This is a genomic window from Providencia sp. UF-224, assembly GCF_058245955.1.
In genome coordinates, this window is the sequence record NZ_JBSICC010000003.1 from 189,671 (window position 1) to 205,484 (window position 15,814).

14 protein-coding genes are annotated in these 15,814 nt (G+C 41.3%); 5 read left to right on the forward strand and 9 right to left on the reverse strand.

Going from position 1 to position 15,814, the window contains the following annotated elements; genetic code table 11:
- The 4 genes from hyi to AC4IFO_RS05020 all read right to left on the reverse strand — a co-directional run bounded on the left by hyi (window position 1) and on the right by AC4IFO_RS05020 (window position 4,119).
- Window positions 1-777: a hydroxypyruvate isomerase gene (gene hyi / locus AC4IFO_RS05005; RefSeq protein ID WP_490732313.1), complete on the reverse strand. Its 777-nt coding sequence runs from the start codon at window positions 775-777 to the stop codon at window positions 1-3.
- 12 nt (window positions 778-789) lie between these two features.
- The gene (gcl, locus tag AC4IFO_RS05010; RefSeq protein WP_490732315.1) at window positions 790-2,571 is read right to left on the reverse strand and encodes a glyoxylate carboligase; all 1,782 of its coding nucleotides are present in this window, start codon (window positions 2,569-2,571) and stop codon (window positions 790-792) included.
- Window positions 2,572-2,749: 178 nt separating this feature from the next.
- Window positions 2,750-3,559: an IclR family transcriptional regulator domain-containing protein gene (locus AC4IFO_RS05015; protein WP_219246744.1), complete on the reverse strand. Its 810-nt coding sequence runs from the start codon at window positions 3,557-3,559 to the stop codon at window positions 2,750-2,752.
- Window positions 3,560-3,633: 74 nt separating this feature from the next.
- Entirely contained in the window at window positions 3,634-4,119 is a 486-nt protein-coding gene (locus AC4IFO_RS05020; protein WP_490732317.1) for an ureidoglycolate lyase, read from the reverse strand.
- Between the two features lie 324 nt (window positions 4,120-4,443).
- Here AC4IFO_RS05020 and allS point away from each other — a divergent pair, with 324 nt between their 5' ends.
- The gene (allS, locus tag AC4IFO_RS05025; protein WP_490732318.1) at window positions 4,444-5,370 is read left to right on the forward strand and encodes an HTH-type transcriptional activator AllS; all 927 of its coding nucleotides are present in this window, start codon (window positions 4,444-4,446) and stop codon (window positions 5,368-5,370) included.
- Between the two features lie 11 nt (window positions 5,371-5,381).
- On the opposite strand, the gene AC4IFO_RS05030 is transcribed toward allS, so the two are convergent.
- From AC4IFO_RS05030 to fdrA, 5 genes are read right to left on the reverse strand one after another with little or no spacing between them, the layout of a single operon-like run.
- A complete protein-coding gene (locus AC4IFO_RS05030) occupies window positions 5,382-6,218 on the reverse strand; it encodes an aldo/keto reductase (protein WP_490732320.1) in 837 nt (278 codons plus the stop codon).
- Between the two features lie 33 nt (window positions 6,219-6,251).
- Window positions 6,252-7,154, reverse strand: a complete 903-nt coding sequence (locus tag AC4IFO_RS05035) for a carbamate kinase (RefSeq protein ID WP_490732322.1) — start codon at window positions 7,152-7,154, stop codon at window positions 6,252-6,254.
- A gap of 25 nt (window positions 7,155-7,179) precedes the next feature.
- Complete coding sequence (locus tag AC4IFO_RS05040) at window positions 7,180-7,992, reverse strand: oxamate carbamoyltransferase subunit AllH family protein (RefSeq protein ID WP_490732324.1); 813 nt, start codon at window positions 7,990-7,992, stop codon at window positions 7,180-7,182.
- 32 nt (window positions 7,993-8,024) lie between these two features.
- A complete protein-coding gene (locus tag AC4IFO_RS05045; RefSeq protein ID WP_490732326.1) occupies window positions 8,025-9,290 on the reverse strand; it encodes a YlbE family protein in 1,266 nt (421 codons plus the stop codon).
- A gap of 10 nt (window positions 9,291-9,300) precedes the next feature.
- Window positions 9,301-10,971, reverse strand: a complete 1,671-nt coding sequence (gene fdrA / locus AC4IFO_RS05050) for an acyl-CoA synthetase FdrA (RefSeq protein WP_490732328.1) — start codon at window positions 10,969-10,971, stop codon at window positions 9,301-9,303.
- A gap of 357 nt (window positions 10,972-11,328) precedes the next feature.
- Between fdrA and allD the strand changes: the two genes are divergently transcribed.
- The 4 genes from allD (at window position 11,329) to uraD (ending at window position 15,433) form a co-directional block, all read left to right on the forward strand.
- Window positions 11,329-12,375: an ureidoglycolate dehydrogenase gene (gene allD, locus AC4IFO_RS05055; protein ID WP_004261559.1), complete on the forward strand. Its 1,047-nt coding sequence runs from the start codon at window positions 11,329-11,331 to the stop codon at window positions 12,373-12,375.
- Window positions 12,376-12,610: 235 nt separating this feature from the next.
- Window positions 12,611-13,843: an allantoate deiminase gene (allC, locus tag AC4IFO_RS05060; protein WP_490732331.1), complete on the forward strand. Its 1,233-nt coding sequence runs from the start codon at window positions 12,611-12,613 to the stop codon at window positions 13,841-13,843.
- Window positions 13,844-13,900: 57 nt separating this feature from the next.
- A complete protein-coding gene (gene allE / locus AC4IFO_RS05065; protein WP_490732333.1) occupies window positions 13,901-14,686 on the forward strand; it encodes a (S)-ureidoglycine aminohydrolase in 786 nt (261 codons plus the stop codon).
- Between the two features lie 168 nt (window positions 14,687-14,854).
- Window positions 14,855-15,433, forward strand: a complete 579-nt coding sequence (uraD, locus tag AC4IFO_RS05070) for a 2-oxo-4-hydroxy-4-carboxy-5-ureidoimidazoline decarboxylase (protein ID WP_490732335.1) — start codon at window positions 14,855-14,857, stop codon at window positions 15,431-15,433.
- The last annotated feature ends 381 nt before the right edge of the window (window positions 15,434-15,814 follow it).

The following is a 15,814-nucleotide window of genomic DNA, read 5'->3' on the forward strand; positions in this document are numbered from 1 at the left end:
TTATAAATACGGTTTCATCCAGCCTAAACCCGCTTCTGTTGTCGTCGCAGGCTTATATTCGCAACCGATCCAGCCTGTGAAGCCCATTTGTTCTAGCTGTTTAAATAAATAGGTATAATTAATCTCACCCGTTCCCGGCTCATGACGGCCAGGGTTATCTGCGAGTTGAATGTGGCAAATATGCTTTAATAAACGTTTCATTGTCTCAGTTAGCTCACCTTCCATTCGCTGCATATGGTAAATGTCATATTGGAAGTAAATATTGGCATGACCGACACGCTTAATTAAATCTTCGACCTGCGCTGATTTATTCAAATAGAAACCTGGAATATCGTAGGTATTCACGGCTTCTACCAGTAAACGTATATTCTCTTTTTCTAACTGCTCAGCCGCATAACGAAGATTTGCTACGAGGGTTTCCATCGTTTGTTCTTCACTAAGGGATGGGTCTTTACGCCCCACTAAGCAGTTAATTTGTTTACAATTCAAGACGTTTGCATATTCAATTGCTTTTTTGACGCCTTCTTGAAACTCTTTTTGTCTTTCAGGCAAACAAGCAATGCCTCTTTCACCACCATTCCAATCACCCGCAGGAAGGTTAAAAAGAACTTGAGTCAGTTTATTTTCATCTAACTCTTGCTTGATAGACTGCGCTGGAAAATCATAAGGAAACATGTACTCTACAGCTTTGAAGCCATTTTTAGCCGCCAATTTAAAGCGCTGCATAAACTCTGCTTCAGTAAATAGCATGGATAAGTTAGCTGCAAATTTGGTCATTTTCTCGCCCCCTTATTTATATTGGTAAAATGCGGTCGCGGTTGGCGCATCGGCTTCAGAAGTTGCTATCTCTTCGAATTCAGTCACATTATCCAACTCGGTTCCCATGGAGATATTTGTGACGCGCTCTAGAATGATTTCCACAACGACAGGCACACTGAATTCTTTCATGAGTTTTTCAGCTTGTTTAAATGCTGGCGCAATATCTTCTGGTTTAAAGACACGAATAGCTTTACAACCTAAGCCTTCAACCACTTTGACGTGATCAACACCATATTCACCAATGGCATCATTATTGATATTTTCAAAGGAAAGCTGGACGCAATAGTCCATATCAAAGCCACGTTGTGATTGACGGATCAGACCTAAGTAAGCGTTGTTCACTAATACATGGATATATGGCAATTTGAACTGAGCCCCGACCGCCAACTCTTCAATCATAAATTGGAAGTCATAATCCCCTGATACGGCAACGACCTTACGTTTAGGATCAGCGGCACATACCCCTAATGCAGCTGGTAAAGTCCAACCTAATGGGCCCGCTTGACCGCAGTTGATCCAGTGACGCGGTTTAAATATGTGTAACATTTGAGCGGCTGCAATTTGCGATAAACCAATGGTTGTGACATAGCAAACATCGCGGCCAAATGTTTTGTTCATTTCCTCGTAAACACGCTGTGGCTTCACAGGTACATTGTCAAAATGCGTTTTACGTAACAGCGTACGTTTACGCTCTTGGCACTCATCTACCCATTTACTGTAATCAGGTAAAGCACCCGCTTGTTTACGTGCTTTTGCTCGCTCAACCAAGAGCGCTAACGCCGCTTTAGCATCGGAGACAATCCCTAAATCAGGACAGAAAATACGGCCAATTTGTGTAGGCTCGATATCAATATGTACTGTTTTACGGTCACCAACATATTTTTCTACAGAACCAGTGTGTCGGTTCGCCCAGCGGTTACCCACACCCAATAAGAAATCAGATTCTAATAAGGTTGCATTTCCATAACGGTGAGCTGTTTGTAAACCAACCATACCAGCCATCAGTTTATGATCATCAGGAATAGTTCCCCAGCCCATTAAAGTTGGAATGACTGGCACGTTACAAATTTCAGCTAGCTCTTGCAGCTTATCTGCCGCGTCCGCGTTAATAACGCCGCCACCGGAGATAATCAGTGGTTTTTTCGACGCGAATAACATATCCAGTGCTTTATCAACCTGAGCAACTGTTGCCGCTGGCTTGTAGGCAGGTAATGGTTCATAAGTTTCTGGGTCAAACTCAATTTCAGCGACTTGCACATCAAAAGGTAAGTCAATTAATACGGGGCCAGGACGACCAGAACGCATTAAATGGAAAGCTTGCTGCAATACTCGAGGAACCAATGCAGGCTCTAACACCGTTGTTGCCATTTTGGTGACCGGTTTTGCGATAGACTCGATATCAACTGCTTGGAAATCTTCTTTATGCAATTTAGCTCTTGGCGCTTGGCCTGTAATGCACAAAATAGGAATTGAATCCGCAGAGGCGGAATATAATGCTGTGATCATATCCGTTCCCGCAGGACCTGATGTACCAAGACACATTCCAATGTTACCCGGATTTGCTCTCGTATATCCCTCAGCCATATGAGAAGCGCCTTCTACGTGACGAGCAAGATAGTGTTTGATCCCACCATGCTTGCGCATCGCACTATAGAATGGGTTTATTGCGGCTCCAGGAACACCGAATGCGGTTGTGATCCCTTCTTTTTCCAGTACATACATTGCAGCATCAACTGCGCGCATCTTAGCCATAACAACTCCTATTTGGAAAATTTTTCCAACTTTATTTTTTGTCTAAAAAAACCGTTTTTTAAAACGGATTATCTATGTGTTCTGTACTTGTTGCTTAGTCAGCTCGTTGGTTGCTAGCTAACTAGCTGTTAAATAATCTCTTTTTAGCGGATGATTAACACCCGCTGATCTCTGGTCTTTATGATTGGCGCTCACCTAATGCCGCACTGATATCCGCAGCAACGTCACGAACCAGTTCCCCTAGCTCAGTAAAACGTTCTTCAGTTACCCTTGCACTAGGACCCGAAATAGATATTGCTGCTATCACTGAATTATTACGATCAAATATAGGTGCCGCTAAACAATTAAGACCCAGAGCATGTTCTTCATTATCAATGACGTAACCCAGCTCTTGATAATGCCCTAACGCCTTTCTCAACACATTAATGCTGGTGATGGTTTTAGGGGTGAATTCTTGTAAACCAGAGCGTGTGACAAGCTCTAACATTTCCTCTTCATCAAGCGGGAACAATAATGCCTTCCCAGCCCCTGATGCATGTAATGGTAAACGACTCCCCAACGGTGCGCACATTCTCACTAACGCATGGCATTCACATTGGCGGATTAAAACAGCATCTAAATTATTACGGATAGCCAAGTTTGCCGTTTCCCCTGATAGCAACATTAGCCTGCGCATAAATGGCCCAGCAACTGATACGACATCCCTATCATTCATATAGGTGGCCCCAACTGTGAATGATTGCAGACCGATATGCCACCAGCCAAGCTGTGGGTCTTGAAAAATAAACTCTGATTGCTCAAGGACTTTCAGCAAGCGAAATGTCGTTGATAAAGGTAAACCTAACTGCTCAGATAAAACAGAGACTGATGAGCTACCACCAGAGTTAGCCAGAAATTGAAGAATATCCAACCCGCGCTCAAGTGCTTGCGCACCTTTTGGCGAACTTTTATCTGTCTGCGGTCTTCCTTTTGTGCGTGGTTCAGTCATTTATTTTTACCTTTTATGTTTACTATCGGCAGAAAGGAATTATATTACCTAGCCCTTATTGCCCAATAGAGTAGTTAAGGAAAAACTATTTGACAAGGCTCAGGGAGATCCATAACGACACAATTGTCAGCACCGCCTCTATCTACCGTTAAAAAATCCGTTTGTGATTGAAATGCATAAATCGGATGATGCCAGACATCACGGTGATAGTTTACACCCTGCTTACCGTTGGTGATAAATGCACGTAAGGTACCAACTGGGATATTATCCCCTGGCTCAGCAACTACCACAATGAAACGCTCACCATTCATTGGGATAAAAGCTTGGCTGGAAAGCGGATGCTTCTCTAAAAGTTTAACATTCATTGGCATATCAATAGGTTCTGAACGGCTAATACTCATCAGAACGGGGCTTGCATCTGTAATCTCTGCTTTACCTAAAGCATGATAACGTTCTGTCGTACCATCATTGATATGAAAAAATTCAGATCCTTCAACTTGGATGACGTCTCCATAGGGGGCAAACGCTTCCGGTGTCAGATCAGATAGAACAAGTTCCATTATTTTCTCCTAACACGCTAAAAATTTTAAGCCACTATTTTGTACAACCACCTACATGACAAAATCAGTTTATCAGGTTGTATTACATTTAACATCATTTTTTGGAAAATTTTTCCATAAAAAATCATAAGTCACAGTTTTTCATTTTATTTTGAATATAATTCTTTAATATTCAGTAAGATAATAATTACTAACAATTCTACAGAATTTATACTTATCACTTTCAATTATGATGAAGCCAACTTAATGGATGACGTGAAACAAGATGCAGATCTAAAAAATATTATAAATTAGTTTTTCCTTTGACTTTAGGGAGATACAAACATGTTAGATCAAGAAACGATGACAACCTTTATCACTGTTGCGCAGTGTCAGAGCTTTTCTCAAGCCGCAAAACAACTCTACAAAAGTACCGCAACCATCAGTTACCGGATCAAAATCTTAGAAGAATATGTTGGAGTCCAGCTTTTCACTCGTACGACACGAACCGTTAACCTAACGTCTGCGGGGGAATATCTCCTTGAACATTGCCGCGAATGGCATAATTGGTTAAGTAATATGCCAAATCAGTTACGGCTGATTAATGAAGGCGTCGAGCAAGAAGTTACTATTGCAATTAATAACTTGCTCTATGAACCGAATGCCGTAGCGGACTTACTTCAACACCTCATCGAGCGCTTTCCTTTCACTCGCATTAATATCACTCGCCAAGTGTATATGGGGGTGTGGGATTCCCTACTCAGTAACAAATGTGACATTGCTATCGGTGTCCCAGGTTCTGAATCATTAGACAGCGATGTGAACACCTTATTTTTAGGCAAAATCGATTGGGTTTTTACTGTCGCCAATCAACATCCACTTGCCTCTATTGAGGGTATTCTTAGCGATGAACAACTCCGTTGTTACCCTACTATCAATGTGGAAGATACCTCACTAGTTTTATCCAAACGCACTGCTTGGCTATTATCCGGCCAAAGGGAAATTAAAGTGCCTGATATGAAAACCAAAGTACTCTGTCACCTAAAAGGAACAGGAATTGGTTTTTTACCTGCCTCTATTTGCAAACCCTATATTCAAAACCAACAACTCATTGCAAAATTGATAAAAAGACCAAGAAGGCCGTCTCCACTCTCTTTAGCGTGGAATAGTGACCATCAAGGGGAAGTATTAAAAACTGTGGTGAAGCTCTTCAAACTTCGCGACCCTATCATTCAAGGCTTGCTGAGCCCAATTGACCCAGCAGCTAAGTAACTTTGGCTTAATTATAAAATATCCAGATATTGCTTATGTGTTGGTGGTGGAAAGCTTTCATCCAATAAAGCAATATCGTCTTTGTCTAATACCAACTGGCAAGCGTGCGCATTTTGCAGCGTATGCGCCCTGCTACCTGACTCAGGAATGGCAACGACCCCATCACCACGGATCACCCACGCCAATGCAACCGTTGCTGGTGCGACCTGATATTTTTGCGCAATCATCTTCAACGCTGGGTGCCTAAGTAATTGATTGCCACTGCCGAGTGGTGAATAAGCCATTAATGGCATTTTTTTGTGCCGACACCAGTTAAGTAATGAATAATCAATACCGCGGCTACCAAGGTTATATAGCACCTGATTTGTCGCACAATAACGTCCACCCGCGAGGTGATCGTACATATCTTGCAGTTCATTGATATCAAAGTTAGATATTCCCCAATAACGAATTTTCCCAGCAGATTGCAGTTTTTCGAAACCATTAATGGTCTCTTCGAGAGGAATATCGCCAGCCCAATGTAGCAAGTAAAGATCAAGCCTATCCGTTTTTAACCGGCGTAAAGATGCTTCACAAGCATTTACTAACGCTTTACCTCCAGCATTGAAGGGATAAACTTTTGATACTAAAAACGTTTCATCGCGTCGTCCTGAAATTGCTTTACCAATTAATTGCTCAGAAGCCCCATTGCCATACATTTCAGCGCTATCAATTAATTTTAAGCCTGCATCAAGGCCTGCTTGTATCGCCTCAATTTCTTCTTTCGCACTTTTTCGTTGCTGCCCCAAATTCCAACTACCCATACCAATTGCGGGTAAAACATCATGACCAAATGAAACGTTTTTCATTAATACTTCCTTGATTATCAAAGCAATTAACCACTATGGCATAATTTTAGTGCCTGCCTCTCCTTTCAAAATAGCATCTATCTGCTTTAACGCACCGATATAAGCGGGTTTACCTGAGCGTTGCACAAAACGGCTGACCGCCATCAGTTTCGGGCCCATAGAGCCATCATCAATCGCCATAGGGGCAACTTCTGCTACCGTTGCACTTCGAATCTCGCTTTGCTCAGGTGTTCCCCAATTTCGATATACAGCGTCTGCATCTGTTAGAATAATGAGATGGTCAGATTCAAGCACTTCCGCTAATAGCGCAGAGGATAAATCTTTATCGATAACCGCCTCGCTACCACAAAACCCGTGATCCTGCTGAATAACAGGAACGCCTCCACCACCATTACAAATGACAATATGGTTTTTATCTAACAAACATTTTATAGCATCAATCTCAAGGATACTTTTTGGTTCTGGTGATGGCACGACCCGGCGGTAATATTTACCATCGGCTTTAATTGTCCACCCCAGTTTAGCCTCTAAACACGCTTTTTGCTGTTCATCATAAACAGGCCCAATGTATTTAGTTGGGTTCTGATATGCAGGATCCGTTGCTTCAACTTGTACACGGGTGAGTAGTGTCGTCACGGGTTGCAAAGGGTGATGACGTCCCAATTCCTGCATCAACATATAACCAATCATTCCCTGACTTTCGGCCACTAAAATATCCAAAGGATAAGCAGGAACATCGGTATAGGCTAAATTCTGTAACGCCAATAATCCGACTTGTGGCCCATTGCCATGTACAATCACCACACGATACTTCTGCGCCAGTTGCCCCAAAGTCCCCGCAATCGATGCGATGGCTTGGTATTGATTTTCAGCGGAAAGCACTTCTCCGCGCTGCAGTAATGCATTGCCACCTAAGGCGATAACAATAGTTTCCATGTTTATCCTTGTTTATTCGCGAACGTTAACTCATTTCATCCATACCCGCTAACCACACACCGATTAACGTATCAGCACCAGAAAAATGACCGACCTGAAGCAGTAAGCGAACCGCTTGTGATAATTTCATCGGCTGCACTAATGCAGTTGCTAATGTTTGTAGTGGGGTCGAAAAGATACTTTGGGAGGCAAAACGTAAATAATTCACACTAATCAGAGTCGTTAATGACTCCAGTGGCGGAGTTCCTTGAAAGAAATTGGGGAGTTTTCCTTGGTTAATTTTCTGGTCCAGAAAAGTCACTAACAGCATACCCATTAAAATATCATCGTAACTCGGCGTTAATCCTGGCCCTTTACCAATGAGAGACTGCCAATCAATGGTATCTCCTTGTAAATAGCGATGATAATTCGCTTTAAGTTCCTTTAATTCCCGACATAACGTCCCCGTCGTAACCTCAGACAGGCTACCGTGGAGGCCACTTTTGGCTTTTGATTGCCGTAATATGTCCCACAGTGCAACCAAGCTTCCTTCAGGTATTGTTTGTGGCATTAATTTCAATGACAAACGCTCTTTAGGGGCTTCAAGTTGCCAATGAGGGCTAGTCAATCTATCCCGTTGGTACTCAATCAGCTCACTTTGGTCATCAAAAATTGCTTGAAAATCAGTGTCAGAAACCATCCATCCCATCGGACTCAAACCACGACCATAGCGATGTAAAGTCAATAATTCACCTGAAGGAGTGACAAAATTGAGTGCATGATTAAAGCGTCCAACGCAATTCAACATTCCTGTTTCTTTAGGTAAGTGAGCGCTAACAGACAGTGCTTGCATGATCATTTTTAAGCTCCTTCAGAGTGAAAATTATCGATTTATTCGCTGATACCCATTTTTTCAGCTAGCGCAACAATCGCCTTTTCGAAGCAAGCCAGTGGCGCTCGTACCGTACCTGCACCGATTTGGCCAATCCCTGCTTCTTTATGGGCGATCCCTGTATTGATTAACGGTGTTATACCCGTTTCAACGACCCTACGAGCGTCCAGCCCGATACACGCACCTTGGAAATCCCAAGTCGGAATTTGCAGCATCATGTTGTGTTCTAAGTAAATTTCCGTCATTTCCTCAGACACGTCTAATGCGGCACTCATACCACCACTTGCACCAACAAAACGTGTAACACCCGGTGCTGCCACCATCGCGGCACCACCAATACCGAACGCTTCAGTGATTGCACTGTCACCAATATCTGGGTTGGCATCAGCTTGGCTATAACCTGAGAAAAAGAGACCTTCAGGTGTGTTAACTGGCGCGGTAAACCACTGATCACCCATCCCACTGATTTTCACACCAAAGTTTTTACCATTACGCGTTAATACGGTCACAATGGTGCCATGCTGAATTTCAGCGCCAGCATCCATCGCCGATTTACAGTAAGCCATTGCAAGATTGAGGAAAAATTGGTCTGTGATACTTAAAAATTGCATCACTTGCTGGAGTTCAGTTTTATCAATATCCAGCGAGCTCATGATAGGGGCGAGTTGTCTTAGTAATAATGCTGAAGTCGCAATGTTGCGTTGGTGGAATTCATCCCCCATAGTGATGCCTTGTGCCATCACGGCTGTCAAATCAATACCATTTTCCAATGTTTGTAAGGTTTTTTTCAGTACAGGACCTAATGAGTCACGCATCCAACGATGACGTGCTTGAACATCTTCACCATATGCCCCAAAACGCATGACTTTACCAATACCTTCATTGAGGTTGCAGTAAGCAAAGTTGCCATGGGTCATATTCTTGACAACTAACATTGGCATGTTGGCGGAAGTAATTCCCCCCATTGGCCCCACTGCTTTTACACTGTGGCAAGGAATAAATTCAATTTGACCATTATTCAATAAGTTAAGTGCTTGCTCTTCATTATCTGCCCATTTTTCGAATAAACAGGCTCCGATACAAGCACCACGCACAGGTCCACTCATCTCATCCCAAGTAACAGGCGGGCCTGCATGCAGTAATTTTTTGCCTTGTTGCAAAGTTGGGACGAGATCTTTTGCAGGCTCAACACTTTGCCAAAAAGGACGAGCGGCACGAATACGTTCAATTACTGCGGCATTTGCTTCTTCAATCGTTGAGTACATATCCAAACCCTTATTTCAATTTTTTCAGAATATTAGCTAATTTTTTATTACCACCAGCAACTGGAGCCCACTGGTAGTGAACAACTGGAATATCATTGGCTTGTAAATCATCTGCAAAGCTGCGTACGCCAGCATTAATCACTGAAACACTTTGCAAGATGTCTTGCTCTTTTTGAGGGAATGCAATCACAGGCGGGGAAATAATATTGCATGCCAGCGTCACGGCTTCAGGCAGTGAATTCATTACTGCCATTCCAGCCTCTTCTAAATAGGCGATTTGTTCAGAGCGTACTTGAGGATCTTGTTCAGTCCCCGTCACGGTAGCAATAACGGCAATCGGTGCATTACTTGGACGGTTTTCTCTTAATGCTTTAATTTCTTTGGCTAGTGTTTGCGCTGAATCCATTTGAGCACCGTAACCAATAACCACATCCAGTAATAACACCCCAACATCATCTTTCTGAGCAAGCGCAGCAATTTGCTGGTTGCGAGTAGAAGGGTCAATCATTGGATGAGGCTTGCCTTGTGTATAGAAGTCATCACCTAAATCAATAATTCGATGGCCATCTTGGTTAAGCATCATGCCCTGATCGTGAGTAGCGTCTGTTTGCAGCCCTAATTTTTCTGCCAATAACATGGCGCACTCCGCCGCGAGTGTCCCCCCAGCATACAGGCCTGAAATTTTCTTTCCCTTTGCTTGCGGTTGAAATGCTGCCGCTTTTTCAACGCGGCCAAGCATGGCGGCAACACGTGCAGTTTCATCCAATGTTTCAGTAAAATATAAGTTTCCATCCTGTTTGATTTCTGGCTTTGTACCGAGAAATAATGCAACAACAGGTTTTCCTTGAGCCTTAAGCTTATCAATCACTTTGCTACGGATTTCTTTGGCTGGTGGCTTAGAAACAAAGGCGATAACATCACTCTGCGGATCAGATGCGAGTAGTTCAATGGCAGTCATGGCACTGACGCCACCGATTTCCGCCGTTAAATCACGCCCACCTAATCCAATCGCATTTGTAATACCTTGCCCAGCAAGCGTAATTTGAGATATAAGCTCTTGAATACCCGTTCCCGATGCCCCAATAATGCCGATGTTTCCTTGTGGTGCTACGTTAGAAAACGCTAATGGTGCCCCGGCTAAGTAAGCCGTACCACAGTCTGGCCCCATCACTATCAGACCACGTTCGCTTGCTTTAAGTTTTAATCTACGCTCATCCGCTTGCGACACATTATCGGAGAACATCATGACGTTACAGCCATCATCTAATGCTTGGTCAGCCAGTTCCGCTGCAAACTCCCCTGCTATGGAAACTAATACAACATTCGCATTAGGAAGTTTATTTTTTGCCATTCGCCAACTACGAACACGCTGGAGTTTTTTTCCTGTTTGCTGCTGCCCTTGAGCTAATGCTTTGAGTGATTCATCCAACGCTTGTGCAATTTCATCAACAATAGCGGTATCTGTAGATTCGGTTTTAATCGCAACACAAATATCATTCGGCGTTGCGTCATCAAAGGATGAATGCCAAAATCCGGTCGCATCAAGTAACGACTTATTCGCTGGCGTTCCCATCATGACGGATATTTCTGAAACATTTGGAGATTCACTTAGTTTTCGAGATATCAGCATTAAGCTTACTGAATCTTGGAAGCTCCCTTTTTTTATGAAAGCATGGATCATAGTGACATCCTTTAAACAACATTTATTAATTGAAGTTTTATTTACTCAATAAATGAGATAAGAAAGTAAATAGGCATTTATTGAAAAATAAAATTACAAATAAACTTCATAAATAAGTTGAGAATGCTCACACTTTATATATTGTTAGAAATTCCTTTAAAATAAACTGGGTATTAAAAGAAAAAAAACAAATTTAAAACTATTAGATTCGTTCTAATAATTAAGGGGCTATTTACATAATTTTTTATAAAATCAAATAAAAATAATCTAGATCACATTTATAGATAATTTAGTTGTTACATTGGTATCAGCAAAGAGTTTTATTAAACTTCGAAAACACTAAAGGGTTATTTATGTATGAAAGTTTCTAAAGAAAAACTCCATCAGCTCATCGCTAATAAAATCCATGCAGCAGGATTATCAAAAGATCATGCTGATATCGTTTCTGATGTCCTTGTCCATGCGGATGCGAAGGGTATTCACTCTCACGGTGCAGTGCGTGTCGAATATTATGCAGAGCGCATCTCAAAAGGTGGCACAAATAACTCACCTAATTTTACTTTTGATAAAACAGGTCCTTGTAGTGCTGTCTTTGACGGTGATAACGGTGCAGGCCATGTTGCTGCCAAACTGAGTATGGACGAAGCCATTAAAATGGCAGAAGAAAATGGGATTGCCGTAGTCGGTGTGCGCCGCATAGGTCACAGTGGCTCATTGTCTTATTTTGTTCAACAGGCTTCTAGTGCTGGCATGATAGGTATTTCCGTTTGTCAGTCAGACCCGATGGTTGTGCCTTATGGTGGTGCTGAAACCTACTATGGTACTAACCCTATCGCGTTCTCTGCACCGGGTGAAACAGATAATATCACTTTTGATATGGCGACTACCGTCCAAGCCTGGGGCAAAGTGTTAGATGCCCGTTCAAAAAATGCAAAAATTCCAGATACTTGGGCTGTAGATAAAGACGGTAACCCAACAACAGATCCATTTGCAGTAACGGCATTAGTCCCGATTGCAGGGCCTAAAGGTTATGGATTGATGATGATGGTCGATATCCTCTCCGGTGTATTACTTGGACTGCCTTTTGGTAAACACGTCAGTTCCATGTATCACGATTTAACGCAAGGAAGAGAATTAGGCCAATTACATATTGTTATCAACCCAGCTTATTTTACTGACCCAGTGATGTTCCGCAAACACATCACTCAAGTCATGAATGAACTCAATGCCGTTAAGCCTGCTCCAGGCTTCGATAAGGTTCAATTCCCAGGACAAAATAGCTTAGCAAGAGAAAAACAAAGTGAAGTTAATGGTATCGATATTGTCGATGAAATTTATGATTATTTGGTCTCTGATGATATTTACCAAAAATCCTATGACAACAAATCACCATTTGCCAGCTAAATAAATACGGAAATACGATGATTAATCGGATCTCCTGCCAATATTTATTGCATCGTTCTCCCCCTAGTCACTCGATAAATAAGTGATTAGGGGCACCTTGCCAAATATAACAAAGATACAGTAGAGCCATTAATTATTTTCTTTTGCCTATGAAAACAAATATCGCGCTTTAGTGACAACACTAACTGTTTTGTTGCTACAGCACACAGTATGAAAATCACTAGGTGGTATGGATATGAAGGACTTTACAAAAGAAGTTAAAGAAACTTCAAATTGGCTGTCTCAACACGGCGCGGTAGAAAATAATGGCATGACGCGCCTGCTTTACACTCAAGAATGGGTCAGTGCACAAAAAGCGTTAAAAAATGCATTCGAAGGTTCCGGCCTATATGCCTATTACGATGATATTGGCAATCTATTTGGTCAACTCAAGGGCAGTAAATATCCGGATCAAGTGATTTTATCAGGATCACATATCGACACCGTTATTAATGGTGGAAATCTAGACGGGCAATTCGGAATTGAAGCGGCCTATATCGCTTTAGATTATCTGCATAAAACATATGGTCAGCCACTCAGAACATTAGAGGTTGTTTCCTTAGCGGAAGAAGAAGGCAGCCGCTTCCCTTACGTGTACTGGGGTAGCAAAAATATTGTCGGTATCGCCAAAAAGGCAGACGTCGAACATATTTCAGATGCTGACGGGATCAATTTTGTTGATGCAATGTCGCAAGCTGGTTTTAAATTTCGTCCCTCCAGTCAAAAGCCTCGCGGTGATATTAAAACCTTTGTTGAATTACATATTGAACAAGGTAACGTGCTCGAACGTGAGCATATTACAATTGGTGTCGTGAATAGCATTGTTGGTCAACGCCGTTACAATATAACCTTAAAAGGTGAAGCCAATCACGCAGGCACAACGCCAATGGGGTATCGCAAAGATACTATCTGTGCCTTTAGTCGTATTTGTTATGAATCCACTGAAAAAGCCAAACAGTATGGTGACCCATTAGTGCTCACATTTGGTCGAGTGGTTCCCCACCCAAATACGGTGAATGTGGTTCCAGGCCAAACTGATTTTACGATTGATTGTCGCCACACCGATAAAGCAACGCTAGTTGAATTCACCACTATGATAGAGAACGACATTCAACGAATTTGCGCTGAAATGGGTATTGAGGTAAAAATCGACCTATGGATGGACGAAGCACCCATTCCAATGGATGAGCAGCTTGTTACTTTCGTAAAAGAAATTTGTGATGAAAATCAATACAGCTATAAAGTCATGCACAGTGGTGCAGGCCATGACTCACAAATATTTGCCCCTATTGTTCCAACCGTCATGATGTTCGTTCCCAGCATTAAAGGGATCAGCCATAATCCTGCGGAAGCCACTACATTAAGCGATCTCGCTGAAGGCGTGAAATTACTGACGGAAGTTTTATATAAATTGGCCTATCTGGAATAGATTTCCTGCAACATATAGCCAAAAAACAAATAATGAAATTACTTAGGAGAGGATAAAATGGGTTATTTAGATAATCAAATTGGCTACCCAAATGATATTTTGGCGTCACGTGCAATTATCAAAAAAGATAATTATGCCATCATTCCACCTAACGGGGTTGTTTGTAATATCATTCCCGGCTTCACTGACTGTAATATGACAATTTTATCCACCCCAAAATTAGGGGCTAGTTTTGTTGACTACGTCGGAACCTTATTCAATGAAGGGGGGAACTTAGCGGGTTTTGGTGGTGGTAAAATTGAATGTATTATTTATGTCATTGAAGGTGAGCTCATCGCTTACTCTGATAAAGATGAACATAAATTAACTCAAGGTGGTTACTTGTATTGCCCTGCGGGTGTCACCATGCGCTTTAAAAATAATAACAAGGGTAACCCTTCAAAAATATTTTTATACAAACGCGTTTATGAACCAACTGAGGGCCATAAAGCTCATGTTGTTTGTGGTAACGTCAACGCGCTTCCTAAAATTGATTATGAAGGAATGCACAACGTCCATTTACAAGACTTGTTACCTAAAGACCTTGGTTTTGATATGAATATCCATATCCTAACCTTCCAACCCGGTGCTAGCCACGGTTATATCGAAACCCATTATCAAGAGCATGGTGCGTTAATATTATCGGGTAAAGGGATGTATAACCTCGATAATGATTGGATTCCTGTCAAGAAAGACGATTATATTTTTATGGCGTCATATGCACTGCAAGCAGGTTATGCTGTTGGTGACGAAGAATTTAGCTATATTTATTCTAAAGATTGTAACCGTGATATTGAACTATAATTTAAAATAACCATTTTCAATTTATTATCTATATTCTAGATTATTTAAATTGTAAAAGATTAGAGTAGTTTCACTCACAGTCAAAGGCATTAATTATTAATGCCTTTCATTTCTTCAAAATCCATTTTCAAATTAAACTTAATCTCGCCATAATATAAAGGAATAGATATGAAATTAATTAAATACGCCCTAATTTCTTTGCCTTTGTTACTTTCTGCAAACTATGCAACTGCTAATCAAGTTTATAATATTGATGAAGTAAATAAGATGAGTGTTCTTGATTATGAAAAAACATTCTCGAATATTTTTGAAGATACAACATGGCCTATTGTCGAGAGTGCCTCTAAACGCCCTTTCACTGGTTTTGTTAATATGTATATAGATATTATCGATGTCGTTGAAAAATCGGGAGCAGAGAAACAATTAGAGCTCATTAAATCTCATCCTCAATTAGCGTGCAAAAATTTGCGCAATGATAATATCGCCGCTTTGTCACAAGGGGAACAATCAGGTGCTGGTCTCAATGAATGTACAGAAAATGAAGCCAAAGAACTGGCTCAATTAAATAAAGAATATAATGAAAAATTTGGTTTCCCTTTTTTATTGGCGGTTAAAAAAGCCACTAAACAACAGATTTTCTCCTCCCTTAAAACCAGAATCAATAATACAAGAGATCAAGAGTTTAAAATTGCCTTACAGCAAGAGTACAAAATTGTGCTATTTCGTTTATTAGATACGGTTCAATAATCACGCCTATTGAGTTATCCGGTGAGTCGAAAATGAATTACAGTCGTAGAAATTTTTATACTCGGAGCATCTGCCTTAGCCGCCGTTGCTGCCACTCAAAAACCATAGAACCTACCGACTCACCAACCAATAATGCAATAAAAAAATACGCACGCAAGTTAACCTCTGCCAACCATTAGCCCCCCCCTCAATATCATCGTTAACAAGTCCAATATCTAAAAACATTAAAAATAGCCAATCCATTGATTGATAAATATTTTGTACTCATCACATTAAAAACATAAGATTAAGATAAATTCACAAAAAACAATTAAACTCAACACGTACAACAATTTGATGTTTTAATGATTAATCTCTATGTTAAAACACGCTGATAATGAG

Excerpts from the sequence above, each read along its gene's own strand:
- hyi (WP_490732313.1), bottom strand. The coding sequence starts at position 777 with ATGACCAAATTTGCAGCTAACTTATCCATGCTATTTACTGAAGCAGAG.
- gcl (WP_490732315.1), bottom strand. The coding sequence starts at position 2,571 with ATGGCTAAGATGCGCGCAGTTGATGCTGCAATGTATGTACTGGAAAAA.
- AC4IFO_RS05015 (WP_219246744.1), bottom strand. The coding sequence starts at position 3,559 with ATGACTGAACCACGCACAAAAGGAAGACCGCAGACAGATAAAAGTTCG.
- AC4IFO_RS05020 (WP_490732317.1), bottom strand. The coding sequence starts at position 4,119 with ATGGAACTTGTTCTATCTGATCTGACACCGGAAGCGTTTGCCCCCTAT.
- allS (WP_490732318.1), top strand. The coding sequence starts at position 4,444 with ATGTTAGATCAAGAAACGATGACAACCTTTATCACTGTTGCGCAGTGT.
- AC4IFO_RS05030 (WP_490732320.1), bottom strand. The coding sequence starts at position 6,218 with ATGAAAAACGTTTCATTTGGTCATGATGTTTTACCCGCAATTGGTATG.
- AC4IFO_RS05035 (WP_490732322.1), bottom strand. The coding sequence starts at position 7,154 with ATGGAAACTATTGTTATCGCCTTAGGTGGCAATGCATTACTGCAGCGC.
- AC4IFO_RS05040 (WP_490732324.1), bottom strand. The coding sequence starts at position 7,992 with ATGATCATGCAAGCACTGTCTGTTAGCGCTCACTTACCTAAAGAAACA.
- AC4IFO_RS05045 (WP_490732326.1), bottom strand. The coding sequence starts at position 9,290 with ATGTACTCAACGATTGAAGAAGCAAATGCCGCAGTAATTGAACGTATT.
- fdrA (WP_490732328.1), bottom strand. The coding sequence starts at position 10,971 with ATGATCCATGCTTTCATAAAAAAAGGGAGCTTCCAAGATTCAGTAAGC.
- allD (WP_004261559.1), top strand. The coding sequence starts at position 11,329 with ATGAAAGTTTCTAAAGAAAAACTCCATCAGCTCATCGCTAATAAAATC.
- allC (WP_490732331.1), top strand. The coding sequence starts at position 12,611 with ATGAAGGACTTTACAAAAGAAGTTAAAGAAACTTCAAATTGGCTGTCT.
- allE (WP_490732333.1), top strand. The coding sequence starts at position 13,901 with ATGGGTTATTTAGATAATCAAATTGGCTACCCAAATGATATTTTGGCG.
- uraD (WP_490732335.1), top strand. The coding sequence starts at position 14,855 with ATGAAATTAATTAAATACGCCCTAATTTCTTTGCCTTTGTTACTTTCT.